This window comes from Roseicyclus mahoneyensis (genome assembly GCF_003148775.1).
Classification (GTDB): Bacteria; Pseudomonadota; Alphaproteobacteria; order Rhodobacterales; family Rhodobacteraceae; genus Roseicyclus; species Roseicyclus mahoneyensis.
The window spans coordinates 80,969-99,374 of record NZ_QGGW01000005.1 but is presented as its reverse complement, the minus strand read 5'-3'; the positions used below and the strand labels follow the sequence as shown (position 1 = coordinate 99,374).

The 18,406-nt window shown below is 65.0% G+C and carries 17 protein-coding genes; 5 read left to right on the top strand and 12 right to left on the bottom strand.

Annotated elements, in window-relative coordinates:
• Positions 1 to 152: 152 nt before the first annotated feature.
• From nudC to C7455_RS11530, 3 genes are all read left to right on the top strand, one after another.
• Complete coding sequence (gene nudC, locus C7455_RS11540) at positions 153 to 1,130, top strand: NAD(+) diphosphatase (protein WP_109668382.1); 978 nt, start codon at positions 153 to 155, stop codon at positions 1,128 to 1,130.
• A 118-nt stretch (positions 1,131 to 1,248) separates the two neighbouring features.
• The gene (locus tag C7455_RS11535; protein WP_109668380.1) at positions 1,249 to 1,968 is read left to right on the top strand and encodes a sulfotransferase family 2 domain-containing protein; all 720 of its coding nucleotides are present in this window, start codon (positions 1,249 to 1,251) and stop codon (positions 1,966 to 1,968) included.
• A 40-nt stretch (positions 1,969 to 2,008) separates the two neighbouring features.
• Entirely contained in the window at positions 2,009 to 2,482 is a 474-nt protein-coding gene (locus C7455_RS11530; protein ID WP_109668378.1) for an SRPBCC family protein, read from the top strand.
• 4 nt (positions 2,483 to 2,486) lie between these two features.
• On the opposite strand, the gene C7455_RS11525 is transcribed toward C7455_RS11530, so the two are convergent.
• The 12 genes from C7455_RS11525 to hemC all read right to left on the bottom strand — a co-directional run bounded on the left by C7455_RS11525 (position 2,487) and on the right by hemC (position 15,941).
• A complete protein-coding gene (locus C7455_RS11525; protein WP_109668377.1) occupies positions 2,487 to 3,407 on the bottom strand; it encodes a DMT family transporter in 921 nt (306 codons plus the stop codon).
• 52 nt (positions 3,408 to 3,459) lie between these two features.
• Positions 3,460 to 3,858 (bottom strand): Cu(I)-responsive transcriptional regulator, encoded by a 399-nt coding sequence (cueR, locus tag C7455_RS11520; RefSeq protein ID WP_109668375.1) that lies wholly within the window; start codon positions 3,856 to 3,858, stop codon positions 3,460 to 3,462.
• Entirely contained in the window at positions 3,855 to 6,296 is a 2,442-nt protein-coding gene (locus C7455_RS11515) for a heavy metal translocating P-type ATPase (protein WP_109668373.1), read from the bottom strand. The genes cueR and C7455_RS11515 overlap by 4 nt, the downstream gene beginning before the upstream one ends.
• Before the next feature lie 115 nt (positions 6,297 to 6,411).
• Positions 6,412 to 7,230: a sulfotransferase family protein gene (locus tag C7455_RS11510; RefSeq protein WP_109668372.1), complete on the bottom strand. Its 819-nt coding sequence runs from the start codon at positions 7,228 to 7,230 to the stop codon at positions 6,412 to 6,414.
• Positions 7,227 to 9,749, bottom strand: a complete 2,523-nt coding sequence (locus tag C7455_RS11505) for a glycosyltransferase (RefSeq protein WP_109668370.1) — start codon at positions 9,747 to 9,749, stop codon at positions 7,227 to 7,229. The genes C7455_RS11510 and C7455_RS11505 overlap by 4 nt, the downstream gene beginning before the upstream one ends.
• A 41-nt stretch (positions 9,750 to 9,790) precedes the next feature.
• A complete protein-coding gene (rfbA, locus tag C7455_RS11500; protein ID WP_109668369.1) occupies positions 9,791 to 10,660 on the bottom strand; it encodes a glucose-1-phosphate thymidylyltransferase RfbA in 870 nt (289 codons plus the stop codon).
• Positions 10,657 to 11,517 (bottom strand): dTDP-4-dehydrorhamnose reductase, encoded by an 861-nt coding sequence (rfbD, locus tag C7455_RS11495; protein ID WP_109668367.1) that lies wholly within the window; start codon positions 11,515 to 11,517, stop codon positions 10,657 to 10,659. The genes rfbA and rfbD overlap by 4 nt, the downstream gene beginning before the upstream one ends.
• Positions 11,514 to 12,212 (bottom strand): sulfotransferase family 2 domain-containing protein, encoded by a 699-nt coding sequence (locus tag C7455_RS11490; RefSeq protein ID WP_109668366.1) that lies wholly within the window; start codon positions 12,210 to 12,212, stop codon positions 11,514 to 11,516. Before C7455_RS11490 ends, rfbD begins: the two co-directional genes overlap by 4 nt.
• Positions 12,213 to 12,447: 235 nt before the next feature.
• Positions 12,448 to 13,239, bottom strand: coding sequence for a sulfotransferase domain-containing protein (locus C7455_RS11485; protein WP_109668364.1), 792 nt, complete (start codon positions 13,237 to 13,239; stop codon positions 12,448 to 12,450).
• The gene (gene rfbB / locus C7455_RS11480) at positions 13,236 to 14,276 is read right to left on the bottom strand and encodes a dTDP-glucose 4,6-dehydratase (protein WP_109668363.1); all 1,041 of its coding nucleotides are present in this window, start codon (positions 14,274 to 14,276) and stop codon (positions 13,236 to 13,238) included. Before rfbB ends, C7455_RS11485 begins: the two co-directional genes overlap by 4 nt.
• Positions 14,273 to 14,845: a dTDP-4-dehydrorhamnose 3,5-epimerase gene (gene rfbC / locus C7455_RS11475; RefSeq protein ID WP_109668361.1), complete on the bottom strand. Its 573-nt coding sequence runs from the start codon at positions 14,843 to 14,845 to the stop codon at positions 14,273 to 14,275. The genes rfbB and rfbC overlap by 4 nt, the downstream gene beginning before the upstream one ends.
• 133 nt (positions 14,846 to 14,978) lie before the next feature.
• On the bottom strand, positions 14,979 to 15,941 hold the full coding sequence (hemC, locus tag C7455_RS11470) for a hydroxymethylbilane synthase (protein ID WP_109668360.1): 963 nt from the start codon (positions 15,939 to 15,941) through the stop codon (positions 14,979 to 14,981).
• A 106-nt stretch (positions 15,942 to 16,047) separates the two neighbouring features.
• On the opposite strand from hemC, the gene hemE reads away from it, so the two are divergent.
• Together hemE and C7455_RS11460 are read left to right on the top strand one after the other, a co-directional pair.
• Positions 16,048 to 17,094 carry a uroporphyrinogen decarboxylase gene (gene hemE / locus C7455_RS11465; protein ID WP_109668358.1) on the top strand — a complete coding sequence of 349 codons (1,047 nt, stop codon included), beginning with the start codon at positions 16,048 to 16,050 and terminating at the stop codon, positions 17,092 to 17,094.
• Between the two features lie 115 nt (positions 17,095 to 17,209).
• Positions 17,210 to 18,403, top strand: a complete 1,194-nt coding sequence (locus C7455_RS11460) for an FAD-dependent oxidoreductase (RefSeq protein WP_211315486.1) — start codon at positions 17,210 to 17,212, stop codon at positions 18,401 to 18,403.
• Positions 18,404 to 18,406 lie beyond the last annotated feature (3 nt).

Sequence of the window (18,406 nt, the reverse complement as noted above, 5' to 3'; positions counted from 1 at the left end):
GTTTCCAGCGTTACCCTGACCGGAAACATGGCGCGCCAAGTCGGTGCCGGAAACCGGGTTGGAGCAACGAAGTTCGTTTTTCATCCCGCATTGCGCCGGATGTGTCGAACGGGCCATACCCTTGGTGAGGTAAGTCTCGAGGAGAACGGCAGATGCGGCTTGCGGCAAGTGTGACCTTTGGCGGTTCCGACCTCGATCGCGCGGCGGCCGAGCGCAAGGATGCGGCCGGGCTGGCGCGGTTGCTGGCCGAGGGAGGACAGGTGGTCGCGCTGTGGCGGGGCAAGCCGCTGGTCGCGGGCGACCCGGCGGGCGGGGATTGCGCCCTTGTCATGCTGCCATCCGGCGATCCGGTGCTGAAACCCGCAAGCGAGGCCCCGATCTTTCTGGGCCGCATCGAGGGGCAAGCCGTGTTCGCGCAAGACATTTCGAGCTGGACACCGCCCGAGCCGGTGGACGAGGCGCAGATCGGCGCCTTTCTCGATCCGACTGTCCAGCACCACCCCGGCGCGCCCGAGGGCACCGCCTTTCGCGAGCTGCGGGCGATCATGACGACCCTGTCCGCGCGCGACGCCGAACTGGCCGCGACCGCGCGTGCCTTGGGCAACTGGCATCTGTCGCACGGGTTCTGTGCCAAATGTGGCACAGCCTCGGTGATGACCGAGGGAGGATGGCAACGGCTCTGCCCCGATTGCGGTGCGCATCATTTTCCGCGCACCGATCCGGTAGTGATCATGCTCATCACGCAAGGGGAACGGGTGCTTCTGGGGCGCTCGCCCGGTTGGCCCGAGGGGATGTATTCCTTGCTGGCAGGCTTTGTCGAACCCGGCGAGACGATCGAGGCGGCCGTGCGCCGCGAGGTGTTCGAGGAAACCGCCGTGCGCGTGGGCCGTGTGGATTATCTCGCCAACCAGCCATGGCCCTTTCCGGCGTCCTTGATGATCGGCTGCCGGGGCGAGGCGATCAGTGACGAGATCACAATCGACCCCGTCGAGATCGAGGCTGCCCGCTGGGTCACGCGCAGCGAATTGCTGAGCGTCTTTGCCGGCCAACACCCCGAGATCCGCCCGGCGCGACGCGGCGCCATCGCGCATTTCCTGCTGGAACACTGGTTGGCCGACAGGCTGGACTAGGGTCTCGCTGCAACAATCGCGGGTCAGATCGTCCTGCACAGTTGCCCGTTGCGCCAAACCTCTGCTATCTTTCGATCAAAAGACAAAAATAAAAATAAAATCGAGCAGAGGTCAGGACATGCCATACACAATGCCCGCGCAGCGGATGGCGTTTTTCTTTTCGCCAAAATCCGGGGGAACATCGCTTCGTGCGTTCTTGTTTCACGCGGAAAACGGTTTTCCCTTTCGCGACTATTCGGTGCAGGGCGCGCGGGTCGATGCCAACATGCTGGCGGCGAATTACCGCTTCACCCGCGTCGACCATGACGCGTTGGACAGCTACCGCCGCTTTGCGCTGGTGCGCGACCCGGTGAAACGGTTCTTGTCGGGCTATTCGAACCGCGTGCTGCACTATCGCGAATTGAGCATCGAGGCCGCGGGGCGCAACCTGTTGCAAGAGGGGCTGCCGCCCGATCCCGATATCGCCACATTCATCGAGAATTACGTCGGCTACCTGCGCTGTTCCAAGCCACTTGCCCGGCATTTCCTGAAGCAGCAGAAGTTCATCGGTGCCGATCCGGCCTATTACGAGCGCATCTTCAAGCTGGAACGTCTGGGCGAGCTGGTGGATTTCGTGAACGCCCAATGCGGGACGGACGCGAAAATGCCCCGTCTGCAGACCGGCGGCCCGAAGCTCGATTTCTTTGCGCTGGACGAGGATGTGCAGGCCGGAGTGCTGGAGATCTGCCGCCACGACATCGCGTTCCGGCTGAAACCCGACTACTGGATTCCCTATGCCCATCTGATCGGAACCGACACGGCACAAGATGCGTCGGAACGGACTGGCACGCTAGGCTAGATGGCCCCCGGATCCGCCCCGGGAACACAGGACACAGAGCATGAAATTCAAGGTCTCCGAGGATGTGGATGCGCCCCGGGCATTGGTCTGGGCGCGACTGACGGACTTCAGCGGCTTCGAACAAGACGCCCGCGGCCGCGGGGCGACCGTCACACGCGTGGCGAACTGGACCAGCCCGGCCGAAGGTGTCGAATGGCGCGGCGAGGTTACCGTGCGCGGCAAATTGCGGCCTGTTTCGGCCAAGGTCACGCGCCTTGTAGCCGAGGAGACCTGCGTGATCGAAAGCCGGATCGGCGGCATGGAGTGTCTCTACGAGATGACCTTTGTCGCGCTGACGCCCGAGGTGACGCGCGTGGCGTTGGTGCTGGACCTGTCGGCGCAAACGCTGACGGCGCGGCTGATCTTGCAGACGATGAAACTGGCGCGCGGGCGGGTGGTGCAGCGACTGCAAGGCATGATCGCCCGGCAAGGCAACGCGGTCGAGGCCGCGTATCGCAAACAGAAGGGCACCTGAGCGCTCAGTTCTGGGTCGGGCCCGTCTTGCGCTGTCGCGCCCGTTCGATACCCAGTTGGCGTTCGCGCAAGATGATCAAGATGCCCGCGATCACGATCATCGCGCCGCCAGCCAGCGTTGTGGCAACCGGCACCTCGCCAAAGACGGTATAGCCGACCACGATGGCCAAAAGCATCGAGGTATATTCGAAAGGCGCGATCAGTGAGGCATCGGCGTGGCGATAGGCCGTGGTCATGAGGATCTGCCCCACCCCGCCCAGAAGCCCCGCCAAGATCAGCAGTGCGGCAACCTTGGGCGATGGCATGGCCCAGCCCCATGGCAACGTCAGCAGCGACAGCAGCGTCGCCGTGATCGAGAAATAGAACACGATCGCGGATGTCGTCTCGGTCTGGACCAGACGGCGCACAAAGACCGAGGCCAAAGCCGAGAACACCGCCGACAACAAAACGACCAGCGCGCCCAGCGTTTCGCGGCTGTCCGCCGTGGTGGGGTCGATGTGCAACCGTGGGCTCAGAACCACCAGCACGCCGACCAGCCCGAAGGCGACCATCATGAGGCGGAAGAGCCGCACATCCTCGCCCAGAAACATCGCAGCGAAAATCACGACGAGGATCGGCGCGGCATAGCCGATGGCCGTCACCTCGGGCAGGGGCAGAAGGCCCAGACCGGCAAAGCCAAGCCCCATGGAGGTGGTGCCGACCAGCCCGCGCCAGACATGGCCCATCGGGTTCTTTGTGCGAAGCCCGGTGTGCAATTCGCCCCGCATCGCCAGCCAGATGCCGATCACGGGGATCGCGAAAAGCGAGCGGAAGAACACCGCCTGCCCCGGCGGCACGGCATCCGATGTCGCCTTGATGAGCGAGGACATCGCCACGAACACGCAGACGGAGATCACCTTGAGCAAGATACCGCGCAGAGGGGACATGGCGCACCGGGGCTGGAACTATGTCAGACCCTACGCGGGGCCGCAGAGGTGTTCAATCTCCCGTGACAGGGGCTGCAAGACCTTTCAGGATCGGACAATCCGGCCGGTGATCGCCCGCGCAGCACTGCACCAGATCGGCGAGCGTCCGGCGCATGTCGGCCAGTTCGGCCATCTTGGCGTCGATCTCGGCCAGATGGGTTTCGGCCAAGGCCTTGACGTCTGCGCTGGCCCTTTCCCGATCCTCGTACAGCGCCAGAAGCGTCCGGCATTGCTCGATGGAAAAGCCAAGACCCCGCGCGCGGGCGATAAAGGCCAGCTTGTGCAGATGCGCCTGCGTGAACTGACGGTAGCCATTGTCGGATCTGAGAGGCGTGATCAGACCGATATCTTCGTAATAGCGGATCGTCTTGGCGGGCAGGCCCGAGGCCTCGGACACGTCTCCGATGTTCATGCAGCCTCCATTCGCCGCAGGCGCAGCGCATTCAGAACGACAAGGATCGAGCTTGCGGCCATGGCACCGGCCGCCAGCATCGGGTTAAGGAAGGGGCCACCAAAAAGTGCCAAGAGGCCCGCCGCGACAGGGATCAGCGCGACATTGTAGCCAAAGGCCCAGACAAGGTTCTGCACAATGTTGCGGATCGTGCGGCGGCTGACCTCCATCGCGGTCACGACGCTGGTAGGCGCGCCCGAGACCAGCACGACATCGCCCGCCTCGATCGCCACATCGGTGCCGGTGCCCAAAGCGATCCCCACATCAGCCTCGGCCAGCACGGCGGCATCGTTGAGGCCATCGCCGACGAAGGCGACGAGGCGCCCCTCGGCCCGCCATGTGGCGACCAGCGCGCGCTTGTCGGCAGGCGACAGGCGGGCATGGGCCATATCGATGCCCAGGTCTTTGGCCACGGCCTGAACCGGCCCCTCGGCATCGCCGGACAAGAGCGCGACGGTAATGCCGCGCGCCTTGAGCTCGGCCACGGCGCGGGCCGCATCCGGCTTGAGCGGATCGGAGAGCGACAGATAGCCAAGATAAAGCGCGCCGCGCGCCACATGCACCTCGGTCGCCGGGCTGGGGTCGGTCGGTGGCACGGCAACGCCCGCGCCTTGCAAAAAGGCGCGGCTGCCGACGCGCAGGGTTTCGCCCTCGACCATCGCTTCGACGCCCGCGCCGGTTTGCGCCGCGAACCGCTCGACACGGATGGGTGTGATGCCGCGCGCCTTGGCCTGTGCCAGCACGGCGCGCGCAAGCGGGTGTTCCGACGCGGTCTCAGCCCCCGCAGCCAGCGACAGGAGCGTGGCCTCGTCGCAATCGCGCGTCACCTCGATGGCGGTGACGGCGGGCCGCCCTTCTGTCAGCGTACCGGTCTTGTCGAAGGCGACCAGATCGACCTTTGACAAGTGTTGTAGCGCGTCACCCTTGCGGAACAAAACGCCCAGTTCGGCGGCCCGGCCCGTGCCCGCAAGGATCGAGACCGGCGTGGCCAGACCCATGGCGCAGGGGCAGGCGATGATCAGGATCGACACGCCGATGACCAGCGCCTTGGCGGGATCGGGGCCCCAGATCAGCCAAGCGCCCGACGCCAGCAGGGCGATCACCAGCACCACCGGCACGAAGATCGCCGTCACGCGGTTGATCAGCGATTGCACCGGCAGGCGGGTGGCCTGCGCATCCTCGACCATGGCGACGATGCGGGCGAGCACGGTATCGCTGCCGACGGCGGTGGCGCGGTAGACCAGCGTGCCGGTGCCATTGACGGTGCCCGCCGTCACGGGATCGCCCGCGCGTTTGGTCACCGGTAACGGCTCGCCGGTCAGCATCGCCTCGTCGATATGGGTCTCGCCCTCGGTCACGGTGCCGTCGACGGCGACACGCTCACCGGGTTTCAGCCGGATCAGATCGCCCCGTCGCAGTTCGGACAGGGCCACCTCGGTCTCGATACCGCCTGCGATGCGAATCGCGGTATCGGGGCGCAAAGCCATCAGGCTGCGGATCGCGGCACCCGCCTGCCCGCGCGCGCGGCCCTCCAGCCAGCGGCCCAGCAAGATCAGCGTGACGATGACGGCCGCCGCCTCGAAATAGACGAAGCGCCCGGTTTCGGGCACCAGCGCAGGCGCAAAAGTGACCAGCGTCGACCAGGCCCAGGCGGCGCTGGTGCCCAGCACCACAAGGCTGTTCATCTCGGGCGCGCCTTTCAGCAGCGCAGGCAAACCAAGGCGGAAGAACACCCGCCCCGGCCCCGCCAGAACGGCGGTGGTCAAGATGAATTGCACCAGATGCAGCGGGAACATCCCGAAACTCGCCATCTGCCAATGGTGGAAGGCAGGGATCAGGTGGCCGCCCATCTCCATCACGACGACCGGAAGGGTCAGGATTGCAGACCACACCAGAGCGCGCCGGAGCGGGCCAGCCTCATCCTCGGGAAGTTCGGAGGGAGCGCTTTCGTGCGGCGCATCCAGTGCCGTCACCGGATAGCCCGCCTTGTCCATGGCCGCCGCGACACTCGCCCAGTCGGCACCTGCGACCAGACGCAGATCAGCCCGCTTGAGGGCTAGGTTCACCTGCACCTCCAGCACTTCGGGCAGCGCGTTGAGTGCTGTTTCGGCGCGCGCCGCGCACCCGCCGCAGGACAGGTTGCCGACGCTGGCCCGCATCGTCATGCCGTCCACGGGGCGCACGGGGTAGCCCGCCTTGTCCATCGCGGCGATCAGGGCAACGGGATCGAAGCCATCGGCGATCAGCAGGTCGGCCCGGCGGGTTGCAAGATTGACCACGGCCCCGGTCACACCGGGCTGCGCGGCCAACGCGGCCTCGGCCCGGGCGACGCATCCGCCGCAGGTCAGGTTCTCGACGGCGTAGGCGCGTGCAGTGCCTGTCCGGGTGTCTTTGGGCATAGGGTATCCTTCCAGATACGGGAGATAGGGCTTCCCGTTACTGGAAGGTCAAGGGGCGATCCGCGATCGAAAATCATGCCGTCGAGCGCAGGCGCCTTCCGTCGACGGCGCTAGCTCAGCCCAGATCGGCCTCGATGTCGTAGCCAAAACGGCGCGCAAGCGCAGAGCAGCGCAGGCGAACGGCGGACAGCGCGTCGGCATCCAGCGCCTTGCGCCAGAGGTTTCTTTCGTCATGTGCGTCGGCCCCATTATAGAGGCCCGTGGGAGCGTTGATGTGCGCATGGCCCAAGATCTGCGCCATGGCCGCCGGAACATCGGCAATCAGATCTTCGTAACGCATCGTCAGGATACGGTCAGGATAGGCGGCCTCCATCGTGGTCATGATCTGGACGGATTCGTTCCAGTAGTTGCAGGCCCCATGCACATCAGGGATCTTGACCTGCCGCCCCAGCACAAGGCTTGCCACCACATTGAGCGGGTTGCGCACCAGATTCAGAAAACGCGCATTCGGCATCTGCTGCGCGATCAGGGGGGCGCCGTAGACATTCTGCGGGGTCTTGTCGAACCAGCGATAGGGGCCCGTGATGCCTTTGGCGCGCGCGAAGGCGGTGATGTAGTTGCGCTGAAGCTCGGCCTTGCTGCGGCTTGTTTGCAGGATCGCCTCGAAATCCTCTTCGATGACCCCGTCGATCTCGCGATGCTTTTTCAGCAGTTGGTTGTGGCGATAAGGGGCGAAACTGTGCGGGGTGCGGAAGGGTTCCGACCACCGGAAGAAATGCGTTTCCTCGGGGCAGATCAGACTCGGCACCCGCCGCAAAAGATCCCGCGTGAGGGTGGTGCCAGACCTTACGCAGCCCACGATGAACAGCGGGCGATCATCTGCGGCCGGGGTTGTGTCCGCATCATGCTGCGTTCCGGATGTTCTTGGCGTCATTCTGCCGCTTCTCCTGGGGTCTTGGTGTGGTTCGCCGTGTTCGTTACCGGCGTACCAGAGATCGCCGCAAGGATCGCGGCGGCGTGGTCAACATCGGGATCGAAGGGGATGGCAATGCCGTTGGCGGCGCGGCGCAGCGCCTCGCCCTGCGCGCCGATGTCGAAACCGTAGACCGGCAAGCCCGTGGCCAGCATTTCGTGGGTCACGAAGGAAAAGGTCTCGGGCCAGATCGAGGGCACCAGCCACGCCGAAACACCATAGCGCTGCGCGAGTTGCGCAATGTCATGCCGGTCATAGCTTCCGTGCAGTCTGAGAGACGGCGGCCGGGAAAAGGCGACATCCATATTGCCAATCAGGACCATCCGCGGGCCGCCCCTTTGCGCCGCCATTTCGGCCATGGCACACAGAACGCCCGCCCCTTTCTGGAGATTGAGGTTGCCCAGAACCGCCACGGTTCCATCAGCAAGACCACCATGGCCGGGCGGCTCCACGCGGCCAATGCGCGCGACGGAGGTATGGGGACGATAGACGATATGGTCGGCAATCCCGGGATAGCTGGCGACCATGTGCTGCCGGCTCGAATCCGAAAATACCGTGATCTCTTGGCAGGCGGACAGGAAGGGTTCCCATGCGTCTTGCCATTGCCCAAGCCGGACCTCGCTGCCGTCGGGGCGACGCAGCCTATGGGCCGGATCGGTAGTGTCCCGCGTGACCGGCCCGCGATAGGCGCCATCCGCGTTCAGCAGGCAATAGGACGGGCTGACCATGAAATAATCATGGACACGCGCCTCGAGCCAGTCAGCAGCACCGGGACGGCGCAGCGACAAAAGCGCCCCCGGCAGGCTGACCGGATCCCGGTCGCCGACACCGCAGGAATAGACGATGCGCAAGGCGGGCACCGGGGCCAGAAGCCGCCGCACATCCGCCAGATCGGGCGTGGCGCCCGAGACAACGCCGCCGGGGCCGTGCAGTTCGACCTGCCAGCGCAACGCCCCGCCGATGCGCAACACAAGCGCGCTTTGGCCTTGCGCGGTCCGACTCTCGATCTCGGCGTTCAGGGCCTGATCGGCCCCGCCCCCCAGGGAATGGGCCAGAAAAAGCGGCAGCGGATCGATACTCGTATAACCCGCCATTGCGATGGCCAGCGCCAGACGCGGCGTGCGCAGGGGGTCGCGGCCGATATAGGCCTGCACCTCGACGTCATAGGCCGGGTAGCGTCGCGCGATCATGGCATTGGCCCGCAACACAAGATTCAGTTTCGCATCGCCGCCAAAGCTTTGGCCGCCGCGGTGCTCGACAAAGAGGGTCGGCAGTCCGACATGCCGCGCACCGGCCTTGCGCAGTTTCTGGCACCAGTCCACCTCTTCGCCGTAGCCGCGCCCGAAGGCTGTGTCGAAGCGCGGCTCGCGGCCGAACCAGCGCGCGTTCATCGCCATGCAGAACCCGACTCCGGTGGGAGCCGAGGGCAGGCGGTCAGGCACCGACAATGTCTGCGCCACGGCGTCGATGCGGTCGACCAGCCCTGCGGGCAGGGGCATGGACTGGCAGATCATCGGCGCGGAAAAGATCTCGGCGTCGTTCGACATGGGCGTGACCGACGCGATCTTGGGGTCGCGGTCGAAGGGCGCGATCAGCCGTGAGGCCCAGCCCTCGGGAACATGGGCGTCGGAGTTCAGCAAAACGACATGGCCGGCATGGTGCTCGGCCTCCTCGAATCCGCGGTTGACGGCGCCGATGAAGCCGAGGTTTTGGTCAAGCTCGATCAGGGTGACGCGTCCCGGGTGACCGTCCACCCAAGCCCGCAGAAAGGGTCGGACACGAGGATCGGGGGAGGCGTCGTCGATCAAGATCATGTGCCAGTCGACATCGGTATGGGCCTCGACCCGACGCAGCGTCTCGGCCAGCAGGTCGAAGGCGTTGTAGACCGGCAATATGATGGTGATGGCGCGCAGCGATCGCGGCGGCACCGCGCCCGTCAGGTAGCGCGGATCGATCGGCAACCCCTCTCTGACTGCGTCCAGACCGAGGATGCGCTTGATCCGCTTACGCGCACCGGGGTCACGGGTCACGGTCCAACGCAGCAGCGCCGGGCCTGCGCGCAGCACGTCCACGACAAAGGACCGCAACAAGCGGCGGCGCGCGGCAGGGCTGGGCGGATCGGAGGGATGTGGGACCGGCAGGACAAGATCCTCGCCTTGCCCGCGCGGAACATGGAGCATCAAGGGGCGCAGACCCTCGGGCGCTTCGATCTGGAACCCGGTTTCGAGCGCAAGTCCATAGCGCCGGGCCACATCGGCCCGCTGGATCGAGGGCTCGATCGTCACTTCGCCGCCGGGCCATGTCAGACGAAGCTGGCGCGCGCTGGTCCAGCCGATGATCCGGGTCACCCCGCCCTCGCGCTTGACCTGCTCGATGCGCCCGAGTTTCCGGCGTCGCTCGCGGGGCAGGCTGAAGCCGCCAAGGCGGTCGGCATGGTGCGCGACATACCGCAGGTAGAGGGCGTGGAGACGGAAAAGCACCGGAAGCCGGTTCCTTCAAGACTATTGGAGCGCGGAGCAGCTCACAGCAAGGATGTCAGATAGCGACCGTAGGCGTTCTTGCCAAACAGGGATGCGCGTTGTTCCAGCTGTTCAGCGGAAATCCACCCTTGGGCATAGGCGATCTCGTCGGGGCTGCCGGTCTGCAAGCCTTGGCGTTCCTCGAGCGTGCGCACGAAATTTCCCGCATCGAGCAAGCTGGCATGGGTCCCGGTATCGAGCCATGCAAAACCACGCCCCATCTTGCTGACGCGCAGGGCGCCATCGGACAGGTAGCTTTCCAGAAGGCTCGTGATCTCAAGCTCGCCGCGGGCGGATGGGGTGACGTCGGCCGCACGCGCGGGCGCCGTCCCGTCGAGGAAATAGAGGCCTGTCACCGCAAAGTTCGACGGCGGAACGGCCGGTTTCTCGATGATCGCCCGCACCGATCCATCCTCGGCGAAGTCGACGACGCCGTATCGCTCCGGGTCGGCGACATGGTAGCCGAACACCGTGCCGCCCGAGGTCTGCACCCCCGCCTCGTTCAGAATTCGGGGTAGGCCATGGCCGAAAAAGATGTTGTCGCCCAGCACCATGGCCGAGGGCGCTCCGCCCAGAAAATCGCGCGCGAGGATATAGGCCTGCGCAAGTCCGTCGGGGCTGGGCTGGGCGATATAGCTCAGGTTCAGCCCCCATTGGCTGCCATCGCCCAAGGTACGCTGGAACTGGTCTTGATCATGCGGCGTCGTGATGATGGCGATGTCGCGGATGCCGCCGAGCATGAGCACGCTGAGCGGGTAGTAGATCATCGGCTTGTCATAGATCGGTAGCAACTGTTTCGACACACCAAGGGTAATCGGATAAAGCCGCGTGCCCGATCCTCCGGCGAGAATGATACCTTTGCGCTGGGTCATCGGGGGCTTCCTTGTTCCTTGATGTCGGCAATGATCTGCTTCAGGTGAATGCGCCAATCCGGCCGGGCTATGCCAAAGACCGAAGCGGTGGCACTGCAATCCAGTCTGGAATTGAGCGGACGGCAGGCGGGCGTGGGATAGGCGGTCGTGGGAATATCCTCGACCGCGCAGGACAACCCGGCCTCCGCAAAGATCGCGCGGGCGAAATCGGCCCAGCTTGTGTCCGGTGCCCCCGAGAAATGATAGGTGCCGGCCTTCGACGGGTCGGCGATCAGTTGATCGGCGATCGACAGGCAGGCGCTTGCGATGGCGCGCGCGGGCGTGGGGCCGCCGATCTGGTCGGCGACGATTGTCAGCCGCTCGCGTTCGCCCCCCAGCCGCAGCATCGTCTTGACGAAATTGCCGCCATGGGCCGACACGACCCATGAGGTGCGCAAGATCGTATGTGCTCCGCCTGCCGCGCGAACGGCCACCTCGCCCGCAAGCTTGGAGCGGCCATAGGCGCCCAGCGGCGCGGTCGGATCGTCGGGGCGCCACGGGCTTTCACCGTCGCCCGCAAAGACGTAATCGGTCGAGATATGGACAAGCGGGATGCCCAGATCGGCACAGGCCCGCGCCATCGCGCCGGGGGCCGCGCCGTTGATCATCGTGGCAAGATCCTCTTCGGTCTCGGCGCGGTCGACGGCGGTATGGGCGGCCGCGTTGATGACGGCACGCGGTCTGTGGGCGTGGATCGCGGCGGCGCAGGCGTCAGGATCGGACAGGTCTGCGGCGTCACGGCCAAGGGCGGTGACAGGGGCAAGCGCGCGCAACTCGGTGGCGACCTGGCCGGTGGTGCCGAAGACAAGCAGGGTCATTCGCTATCATCCTTGCAGGCTTTCGGACTTGCCGTGGATGTCGCGGGATACGGCGTGTAGCCGAACCTCGTGAAATCCGCGGCATATATCCGGGCGATCGTCGCCTGATCCTCCGCAGTCACATCAGGCGCAGGTCGGGGTTCCCGCCCCAGGAAACCCATCACCTTTCCGTAATCATTCGCCCTGCCGACTTCTCGCGGGGCGCGCGATGCACCCTCGATCTGGTCCAGCCAGCCGACCAGATCGCCCAGCCCGTCCTCGAGCCGGAAAATCCTGCAGTCCGCGGGCACCAGATCGGTTGCGGGTCTTGCATGATTGTCGAGCCTGTGCCGGTCGCCGGTCATCAAGGTTTCCTGCGCGGCCAGCCAGTCCGAAAAGGAAAGGCCCTCGTCTATGCTGCGCTCCACATCGCGTTGGAACCGGAACACTGAAACGATGCGGTCCTGCGGATGACGGATCACTGCAAAACGGTGGGTAACCCAGCTTTGCGGGATGATCCGGTCGAATGCGGCGGCCTCGAGGTGTTGCGGCGAGGTCTTCGTCCAGCGTTCGGCATCGGGGATCTTGTTGAATGCACGGTCCAGGAAGGCAAGACGGCCAAACCGGGCGTGCAGGTAGTTCTCGACTGCCGTGCCGCCGCATTTGGGAACATGCGCGAAAAAAGCGAGGCGCCCTTGTATGAAGACAAGCGGCATGGGTCAGCAAAACCTCGAACAGACGGCGCCCCATGTCGGCCCTATGTCGGGCCGCCCGGAACCCGTGGTCGGAACGGATGGCCCACCCTCGCGCATCATGCGGGCGGACCGGAACGCGCGTGCATCGCGCACAGCGATGGTCTTGACTGCGGGGGCGACCTGCGACGACCCGGCGTCGGGTGCTGCGCCGCGCCACAAAAAGGAAAGGGGCAAGACAAGACCTCCGCTTGCGCGATCAATGCAGGGACCGATGGAAATATCCTTCGGCATAGTCCGGATCGAGCCAAGAGCGCAGATCGAGATCAGTCAGGTCCATCGTCTCCTGAATATCGCCGGCGAAGAGAGCGGAAAGATAGATGATCTCGTCCCGGGCGTCGATCTCAAGCCCGGTTGTGTCGACCGGAACCACAAAGCTCTCACCAGCCAACGAAAGGTCCGGGGTCACGCGCAGGAATGACAGCAGGTCCTTCACGACCGCGGACTCGTTCACGAACAGGTCCTCGGTTGTGTAGAAGAAGACTTGATCGCGGGGAAAATGCGCCAAAATGCGCTTGATCTGCGGGGCGTAGAACCCCCTTTCGACATAGGAATAGACCCTGTGCACGGGATTCACCCGGGCACGTCCGAGGGAACGGATCGCGTCGGAAAACGACATGTCGTCCCGGCTTCGGATCACCTCCATCTTCCAGTGAGACAGCGCGCGCCATGCAGGGTGACGAAGCCCCACGATGATCCTTGCTCCCGGGTTGTAGGCGGCAAGACGTTCTATGGAATGGGGCCAATACATGTAGATCGGCGTGGCCTCTCCCCACAAAAGATCGGGCGGGCAATTTGGGAAATGCATCGACAGATCAATGGCCGCAGGCATGCACCAGTCCCGGCTGTCATCGTCGAAAACATGAAGTTCCTTGGGCGAGGAACAGCACAGTCGCGGATGACGGGACAAGATCTGCAACAAGGCGGTGGTGGCCGCCTTCTGTGCTCCGACGATGAAGAAATCGATTCGCTTTGGGACATCACGGGTCATGTTTTCTGACCCAGACGTTGCCCCACCCCCTCCCGCGCCTGCAGCGCACGCCACCAGTCCTCGTTCTCGAGATACCAGTCGACGGTCTTGGCCAACCCCTCTTCCACTGTCACCGAAGGCTGCCAGCCCAGCTCGTCGCGGATACGGCTGGCGTCGATGGCGTAACGCATGTCGTGGCCGGGGCGGTCGGTGACGAAACGGATCAGCCGGTCATGCGGCGCGCCAGCGGGGCGGCGGTCGTCCAGCAGCGCACAGATCGTGCGGACAAGGTCGATGTTGCGCCGCTCATTGGTGCCGCCCACGTTGTAGCTGCGCCCCACGATGCCCTTTTCGCAGACCAGCAGGAGGGCGTCGGCGTGATCTTCGACATATAGCCAGTCGCGGACGTTTTCGCCCTGCCCGTAGACCGGGATCGGTTTGCCCGCCAGCGCGTTGAGGATCACCACCGGAATCAGCTTTTCAGGAAAGTGGTAAGGCCCGTAATTGTTGGAACAATTCGTCATCACCACCGGCAAGCCGTAGGTTTCATGCCATGCGCGCACGAGATGGTCCGACGCGGCCTTGGAGGCCGAATAGGGGCTGTTGGGCGCATAGGCGGTGTCTTCGGTGAAGAGACCCGTTTCGCCCAGGGTGCCATAGACCTCGTCGGTCGAGATGTGGTGGAAGCGGAAACTCTCCGGCTTGCCCGCCTGCGTCCAGTAGGCGCGCGCGGCCTCGAGCAGGGTATAGGTTCCGGTGATGTTGGTCTCGATGAATGTGCCCGGCCCGTCGATGGATCGGTCGACATGGCTTTCGGCGGCGAGATGCATGATCGCATCGGGCTGATGCAGGGCCAGAATGCGGTCCATCGCTGCGCGGTCGCAGATGTCGGCCTGCTCGAATGTATAAAGCTTGGACCCGGCCACGCTCGCCACATTGTCGAGGCAGGCGGCATAGGTCAGCTTGTCGACATTGACCACCTCATGACCGCGCGCCACGGCCAGCCGCACCACGGCCGAGCCGATGAACCCCGCCCCGCCCGTAACCATCAGCTTCATGCACTGTCTTTCATGTAGAAAAATGCGCTTTCGAACCCGGCAAAGGCCCCTGCTTGCGCGTCCTTTGCCGACAAGATCGGCGCGGTGTCGCCGAGGCCCCAGTCGATGCCGATGTCGGGATCGTCGAAGCGCAGCGCGCCCTCGGTCTCGGGGGCGTAGGTGTCGGAGCACTTGTAGATGATCTCGGTATCGGGCGCGCGGGTGACGAAGCCATGGGCGAAGCCCGCCGGGATCAGCAATTGCTTGCCGTTCTCGAAGCTCAACTCGATGCCGAACCATTTGCCATAGGTGGGCGAGCCGTTGCGGATGTCGACGGCCACGTCGAACAAAAGGCCGCGGCCGCAGCGCACCAGCTTGGCCTGCGCGCGCGGCGGGTTCTGGAAATGCAGGCCGCGTATGGTGCCCATCTGCGCCGAGAGCGAATGATTGTCCTGCACGAAATCGGTGGTGACGCCATGGGCGGCCAGTTTGTCACGGCTCCAGGTCTCGGAAAAGAAACCTCTTTCATCCCCGAAACGCGGCGGGGTGATCACGATCAGGCCGGGAATACCGGTTTGCTCAAGCCGCATCTTGAAACACTCGCCAAAGCCGTGTCGACCCACCAAAGCGGCCCGCGCATCGTTTGATCCGACCAAACCACGCAAGACGCGATGCCGCAACCGCACAAAACGGTTCGGGCGCGAATTTGCGACCGGATGGTGGTTAGGCTGCGATCCAGTCGAAGAAACCTTCGCCCGCCCGTGCCCGCAGGTCGCGCGCCATGGCCGCGCCCAGCGCCACCCCATCCTCGATGGGTGCGCTGCGATCATCAGTCAGAACCTCGGACCCGTCGGGGCGCAAGATCTCGCCGCGCAGTCGCAAGGTGCCGCCGTCCAGTTCGGCAAGCCCCGCGATGGGCGTCTCGCATGATCCGTCGAGCCCTGCAAGGAATGCACGTTCGGCTGCCAGACGCTGGCCGGTCGGGCCATGGTGGATCGCCTCCAGCATGGCCGCGGCGCGGTGGTCTACCACGCGCCGTTCGATGCCTATCGCACCTTGAGCCACGGCCGGCAGCATGTCGGCGACCTCGATGGCGGATTTCACCACCTCGGTCATGCCAAGGCGACGCAGGCCCGCCATGGCGAGGAAGGTCGCATCGGCCATCCCGTCGCCCAGCTTCTTCATCCGTGTCTGCACATTGCCTCGGAACTCGACCACCTGAAGGTCCGGCCGCCGTGCCTTGAGCTGCGCCCGGCGGCGCAGCGAGGACGAGCCGACGCGCGCACCCTCGGGCAGAGCGGCAAGGCTGTCATGGCCCAGCGACACGAAGGCATCGCGCACATCCTCGCGCGGCAGGTAGCAGTCGAGCATCAGGCCCGCGGGTTGCAGCACCGGCATGTCCTTCATGGAATGGACAGCGATGTCGATGGAACCATCCAGCATCGCCTCTTCGATTTCCTTGGTGAACAGGCCCTTGCCGCCCAGTGTCTTGAGCGCGATGTCGGCGTCGATGAGGCTGCGGTCGTCGCCGGTGGTCTTGATCACCACGATCTCGAAGGCATCCTCGGGCAAATCGAAACCCGCCATCAGACGCGACCGCGTCTCGCGCGCCTGCGCCAGTGCAAGCGGCGAACCGCGGGTTCCGATGCGAAGGGGTTGGGCGGGGGTCGGCAGATCGAGCGTCATGGCGGTCCTTCTATACCTGTCAACTTTGCTTGACAATCACCCTCGGGTTGACAGACTGACGGGCGCGGACAATTCCTGTCCAAAGACCGACCGAAGGACAATCCCAATGTTTGACGCGCCCCAGACCAGCCAGAAAAAACTCCTGCGTTCGCTGGCGGGCGAGGCAATGGATGCGCCCCCCGTCTGGCTGATGCGTCAGGCCGGGCGCTACCTGCCCGAATACCGCGCGACGCGCGCGCAGGCGGGGGATTTCCTGTCTCTGTGCTACAATTCCGATCTTGCCGCCGAGGTGACCTTGCAACCGATCCGCCGCTACGGGTTCGACGCTGCAATCATGTTCGCGGATATCTTGCTGATCCCTCAGGCGCTTGGGGCGGAATTGTGGTTCGCAACCGGCGAGGGCCCCCGCCTGTCCACGATCACCGGGCCCGAGGGGCTGCGCCCGCTCAAGGGCAAGGACGACATCCACGACCATCTTGCGCCCGTCTACGAGACGCTGCGGATCCTTACGCGCGAATTGCCGCAGGAGACAGCGCTGATCGGCTTTGCCGGCGCGCCCTGGACGGTGGCGACCTACATGATCGCCGGGCGCGGCACACCCGATCAGGCCCCGGCCCATGCGTTGCGCGAAGGCGATCCCGAGACCTTCAGGGCCCTGATTGACCTGCTGACCGAGGCCACGATCGAATACCTCGACATGCAGGTTCAGGCAGGCGCCGAAGTGATCAAGATCTTCGACAGCTGGGCCGGATCACTGAAAGGTCAGGCCTTCCACGATTTCGCGCTGGAACCCGCCAAGCGGATCACGGCGGAACTCAAGCGCCGCCACCCCGGCCTGCCGATCATCGCCTTCCCGCGCGAGGCGGGCGAGAACTATGTCGGTTTCGCCAAGGCAGTCGGTGCAGACGGGCTGGCCATCGACACCAAGGTGGACCCCACGTGGGCCGCCCGCCACCTGCAGCCCGACAGCTGCGTTCAGGGCAACCTCGATCCAAAGCACATGGTGACGGGCGGTCAGGCGTTGATCGACGAGACGCGCCGCATCGTCGATGCGCTGAAAGGCGGGCCGCATATCTTCAACCTCGGGCATGGCATCACCCCCGAGGCGGACCCCGACAATGTCCATCTGCTTCTGGAAACGATTCGAGGCTGACCAAGGCCGTCGCCTATGTTGGGCGGGTGCAGCCGTATTTGGAGGAAGATGAAGAAGAAGGGCGGATTTTGGTAAAATTGTCCTTCTTGTTTCCGAAAATACGGACGCGCCCGACGTGTCGCCAAGCGAAAGGATGATGATGGGTCCGATGGATGTGGCCGTGATCGGGCGCGGTCTTATGGGAACGGCCTGTGCGATGCACTTGGCCCAGAGGGGATGCCGGGTGGCGCTGGTCGGGCCGGATGAACCGGCGGACCCTGCCGCCCATGACGGGCCCTTTGGCAGTTTCCATGACGCAGGACGGATCACGCGGGCAATTGCCCATGATCCGGTCTGGGCGCGGCTGTCGACCCGGTCGCTGCTGCGCTACCGCGAGATCGAGGCCCGGACAGGCATCGCCTTCTACACGCCCTGCGGCGGGGTGATGGCAGGGCCGCTCGACGGGCCGTTGGCCGGGTTCACGGCAGGGTTTCTCGAAACGCCCAAGGCGCTGGGTCTTGCGCATGACCGCCTGTCGGGCGCGGCGCTGGCCCGGCGGTTCCCGATGTTCGACCTCCCCGCAGGCAGCGAGGCGGTGTTCGACCCTGTGGGCGGCACCATAGACCCGCGCGCGATGCGGCGCGCCCATGAAGCGCTGGCCGTCACCGCCGGGGCCGAGGTGGTGGCGACACATGCTATGGGGCGGGACGGCGGGACCGTCGCGCTGGCCAGTGGCGGCAGGGTGAGCGCGGATCATGTCGTCGTGGCGACGGGGGGCTGGGCCTCGGCCGCGCCACTGACGGCGGACCGCCCCGCGATGCGGGTCTATCAGCGCACGGTTGCCTTCGCCGAGGTGTCCGAGGCCGAAGCGGCGCGGTTGTCGGACATGCCCAGCCTGATCTGGGTGCCCGAAGGCGACCCGACCGACCGCTACCTGTTGCCGCCGATCCGGTACCCGGATGGGCGGCGCTACATCAAGATCGGGGGCGAATTGACCAGCCCGGAGGCAATCGACGGCGCGGCGCTCAATGCGTGGTTCAAAACGTCGGGCGGGGCGGAGGCCGGGGCGTCCTTGCTGGCCGATCTGGTCGCGCTGATGCCCGATCTGCGGATCGAACGCACTGCGACGGCGCCTTGCGCGGTCACTTTCACGCGGACGGACTACCCCTATATTGCGCGGCTGGACGACCGGGTAACGCTTTTGACCGGGGGGAATGGTTCTGCCGCCAAATGTGCGGATGAGCTTGGGCGGCTCGGGTCGGTGGCAGCCCTCGGCGGAAGCGTCGCCGCCGAGGGTCTGGGCGCGGATTTTGCGCCGGTTTTTATGTAACGA

Coding starts and splice junctions, on each gene's coding strand:
- nudC (WP_109668382.1), top strand. CDS start 153: ATGCGGCTTGCGGCAAGTGTGACCTTTGGCGGTTCCGACCTCGATCGC.
- C7455_RS11535 (WP_109668380.1), top strand. CDS start 1,249: ATGCCATACACAATGCCCGCGCAGCGGATGGCGTTTTTCTTTTCGCCA.
- C7455_RS11530 (WP_109668378.1), top strand. CDS start 2,009: ATGAAATTCAAGGTCTCCGAGGATGTGGATGCGCCCCGGGCATTGGTC.
- C7455_RS11525 (WP_109668377.1), bottom strand. CDS start 3,407: ATGTCCCCTCTGCGCGGTATCTTGCTCAAGGTGATCTCCGTCTGCGTG.
- cueR (WP_109668375.1), bottom strand. CDS start 3,858: ATGAACATCGGAGACGTGTCCGAGGCCTCGGGCCTGCCCGCCAAGACG.
- C7455_RS11515 (WP_109668373.1), bottom strand. CDS start 6,296: ATGCCCAAAGACACCCGGACAGGCACTGCACGCGCCTACGCCGTCGAG.
- C7455_RS11510 (WP_109668372.1), bottom strand. CDS start 7,230: ATGACGCCAAGAACATCCGGAACGCAGCATGATGCGGACACAACCCCG.
- rfbA (WP_109668369.1), bottom strand. CDS start 10,660: ATGACCCAGCGCAAAGGTATCATTCTCGCCGGAGGATCGGGCACGCGG.
- rfbD (WP_109668367.1), bottom strand. CDS start 11,517: ATGACCCTGCTTGTCTTCGGCACCACCGGCCAGGTCGCCACCGAGTTG.
- C7455_RS11490 (WP_109668366.1), bottom strand. CDS start 12,212: ATGCCGCTTGTCTTCATACAAGGGCGCCTCGCTTTTTTCGCGCATGTT.
- C7455_RS11485 (WP_109668364.1), bottom strand. CDS start 13,239: ATGACCCGTGATGTCCCAAAGCGAATCGATTTCTTCATCGTCGGAGCA.
- rfbB (WP_109668363.1), bottom strand. CDS start 14,276: ATGAAGCTGATGGTTACGGGCGGGGCGGGGTTCATCGGCTCGGCCGTG.
- rfbC (WP_109668361.1), bottom strand. CDS start 14,845: ATGCGGCTTGAGCAAACCGGTATTCCCGGCCTGATCGTGATCACCCCG.
- hemC (WP_109668360.1), bottom strand. CDS start 15,941: ATGACGCTCGATCTGCCGACCCCCGCCCAACCCCTTCGCATCGGAACC.
- hemE (WP_109668358.1), top strand. CDS start 16,048: ATGTTTGACGCGCCCCAGACCAGCCAGAAAAAACTCCTGCGTTCGCTG.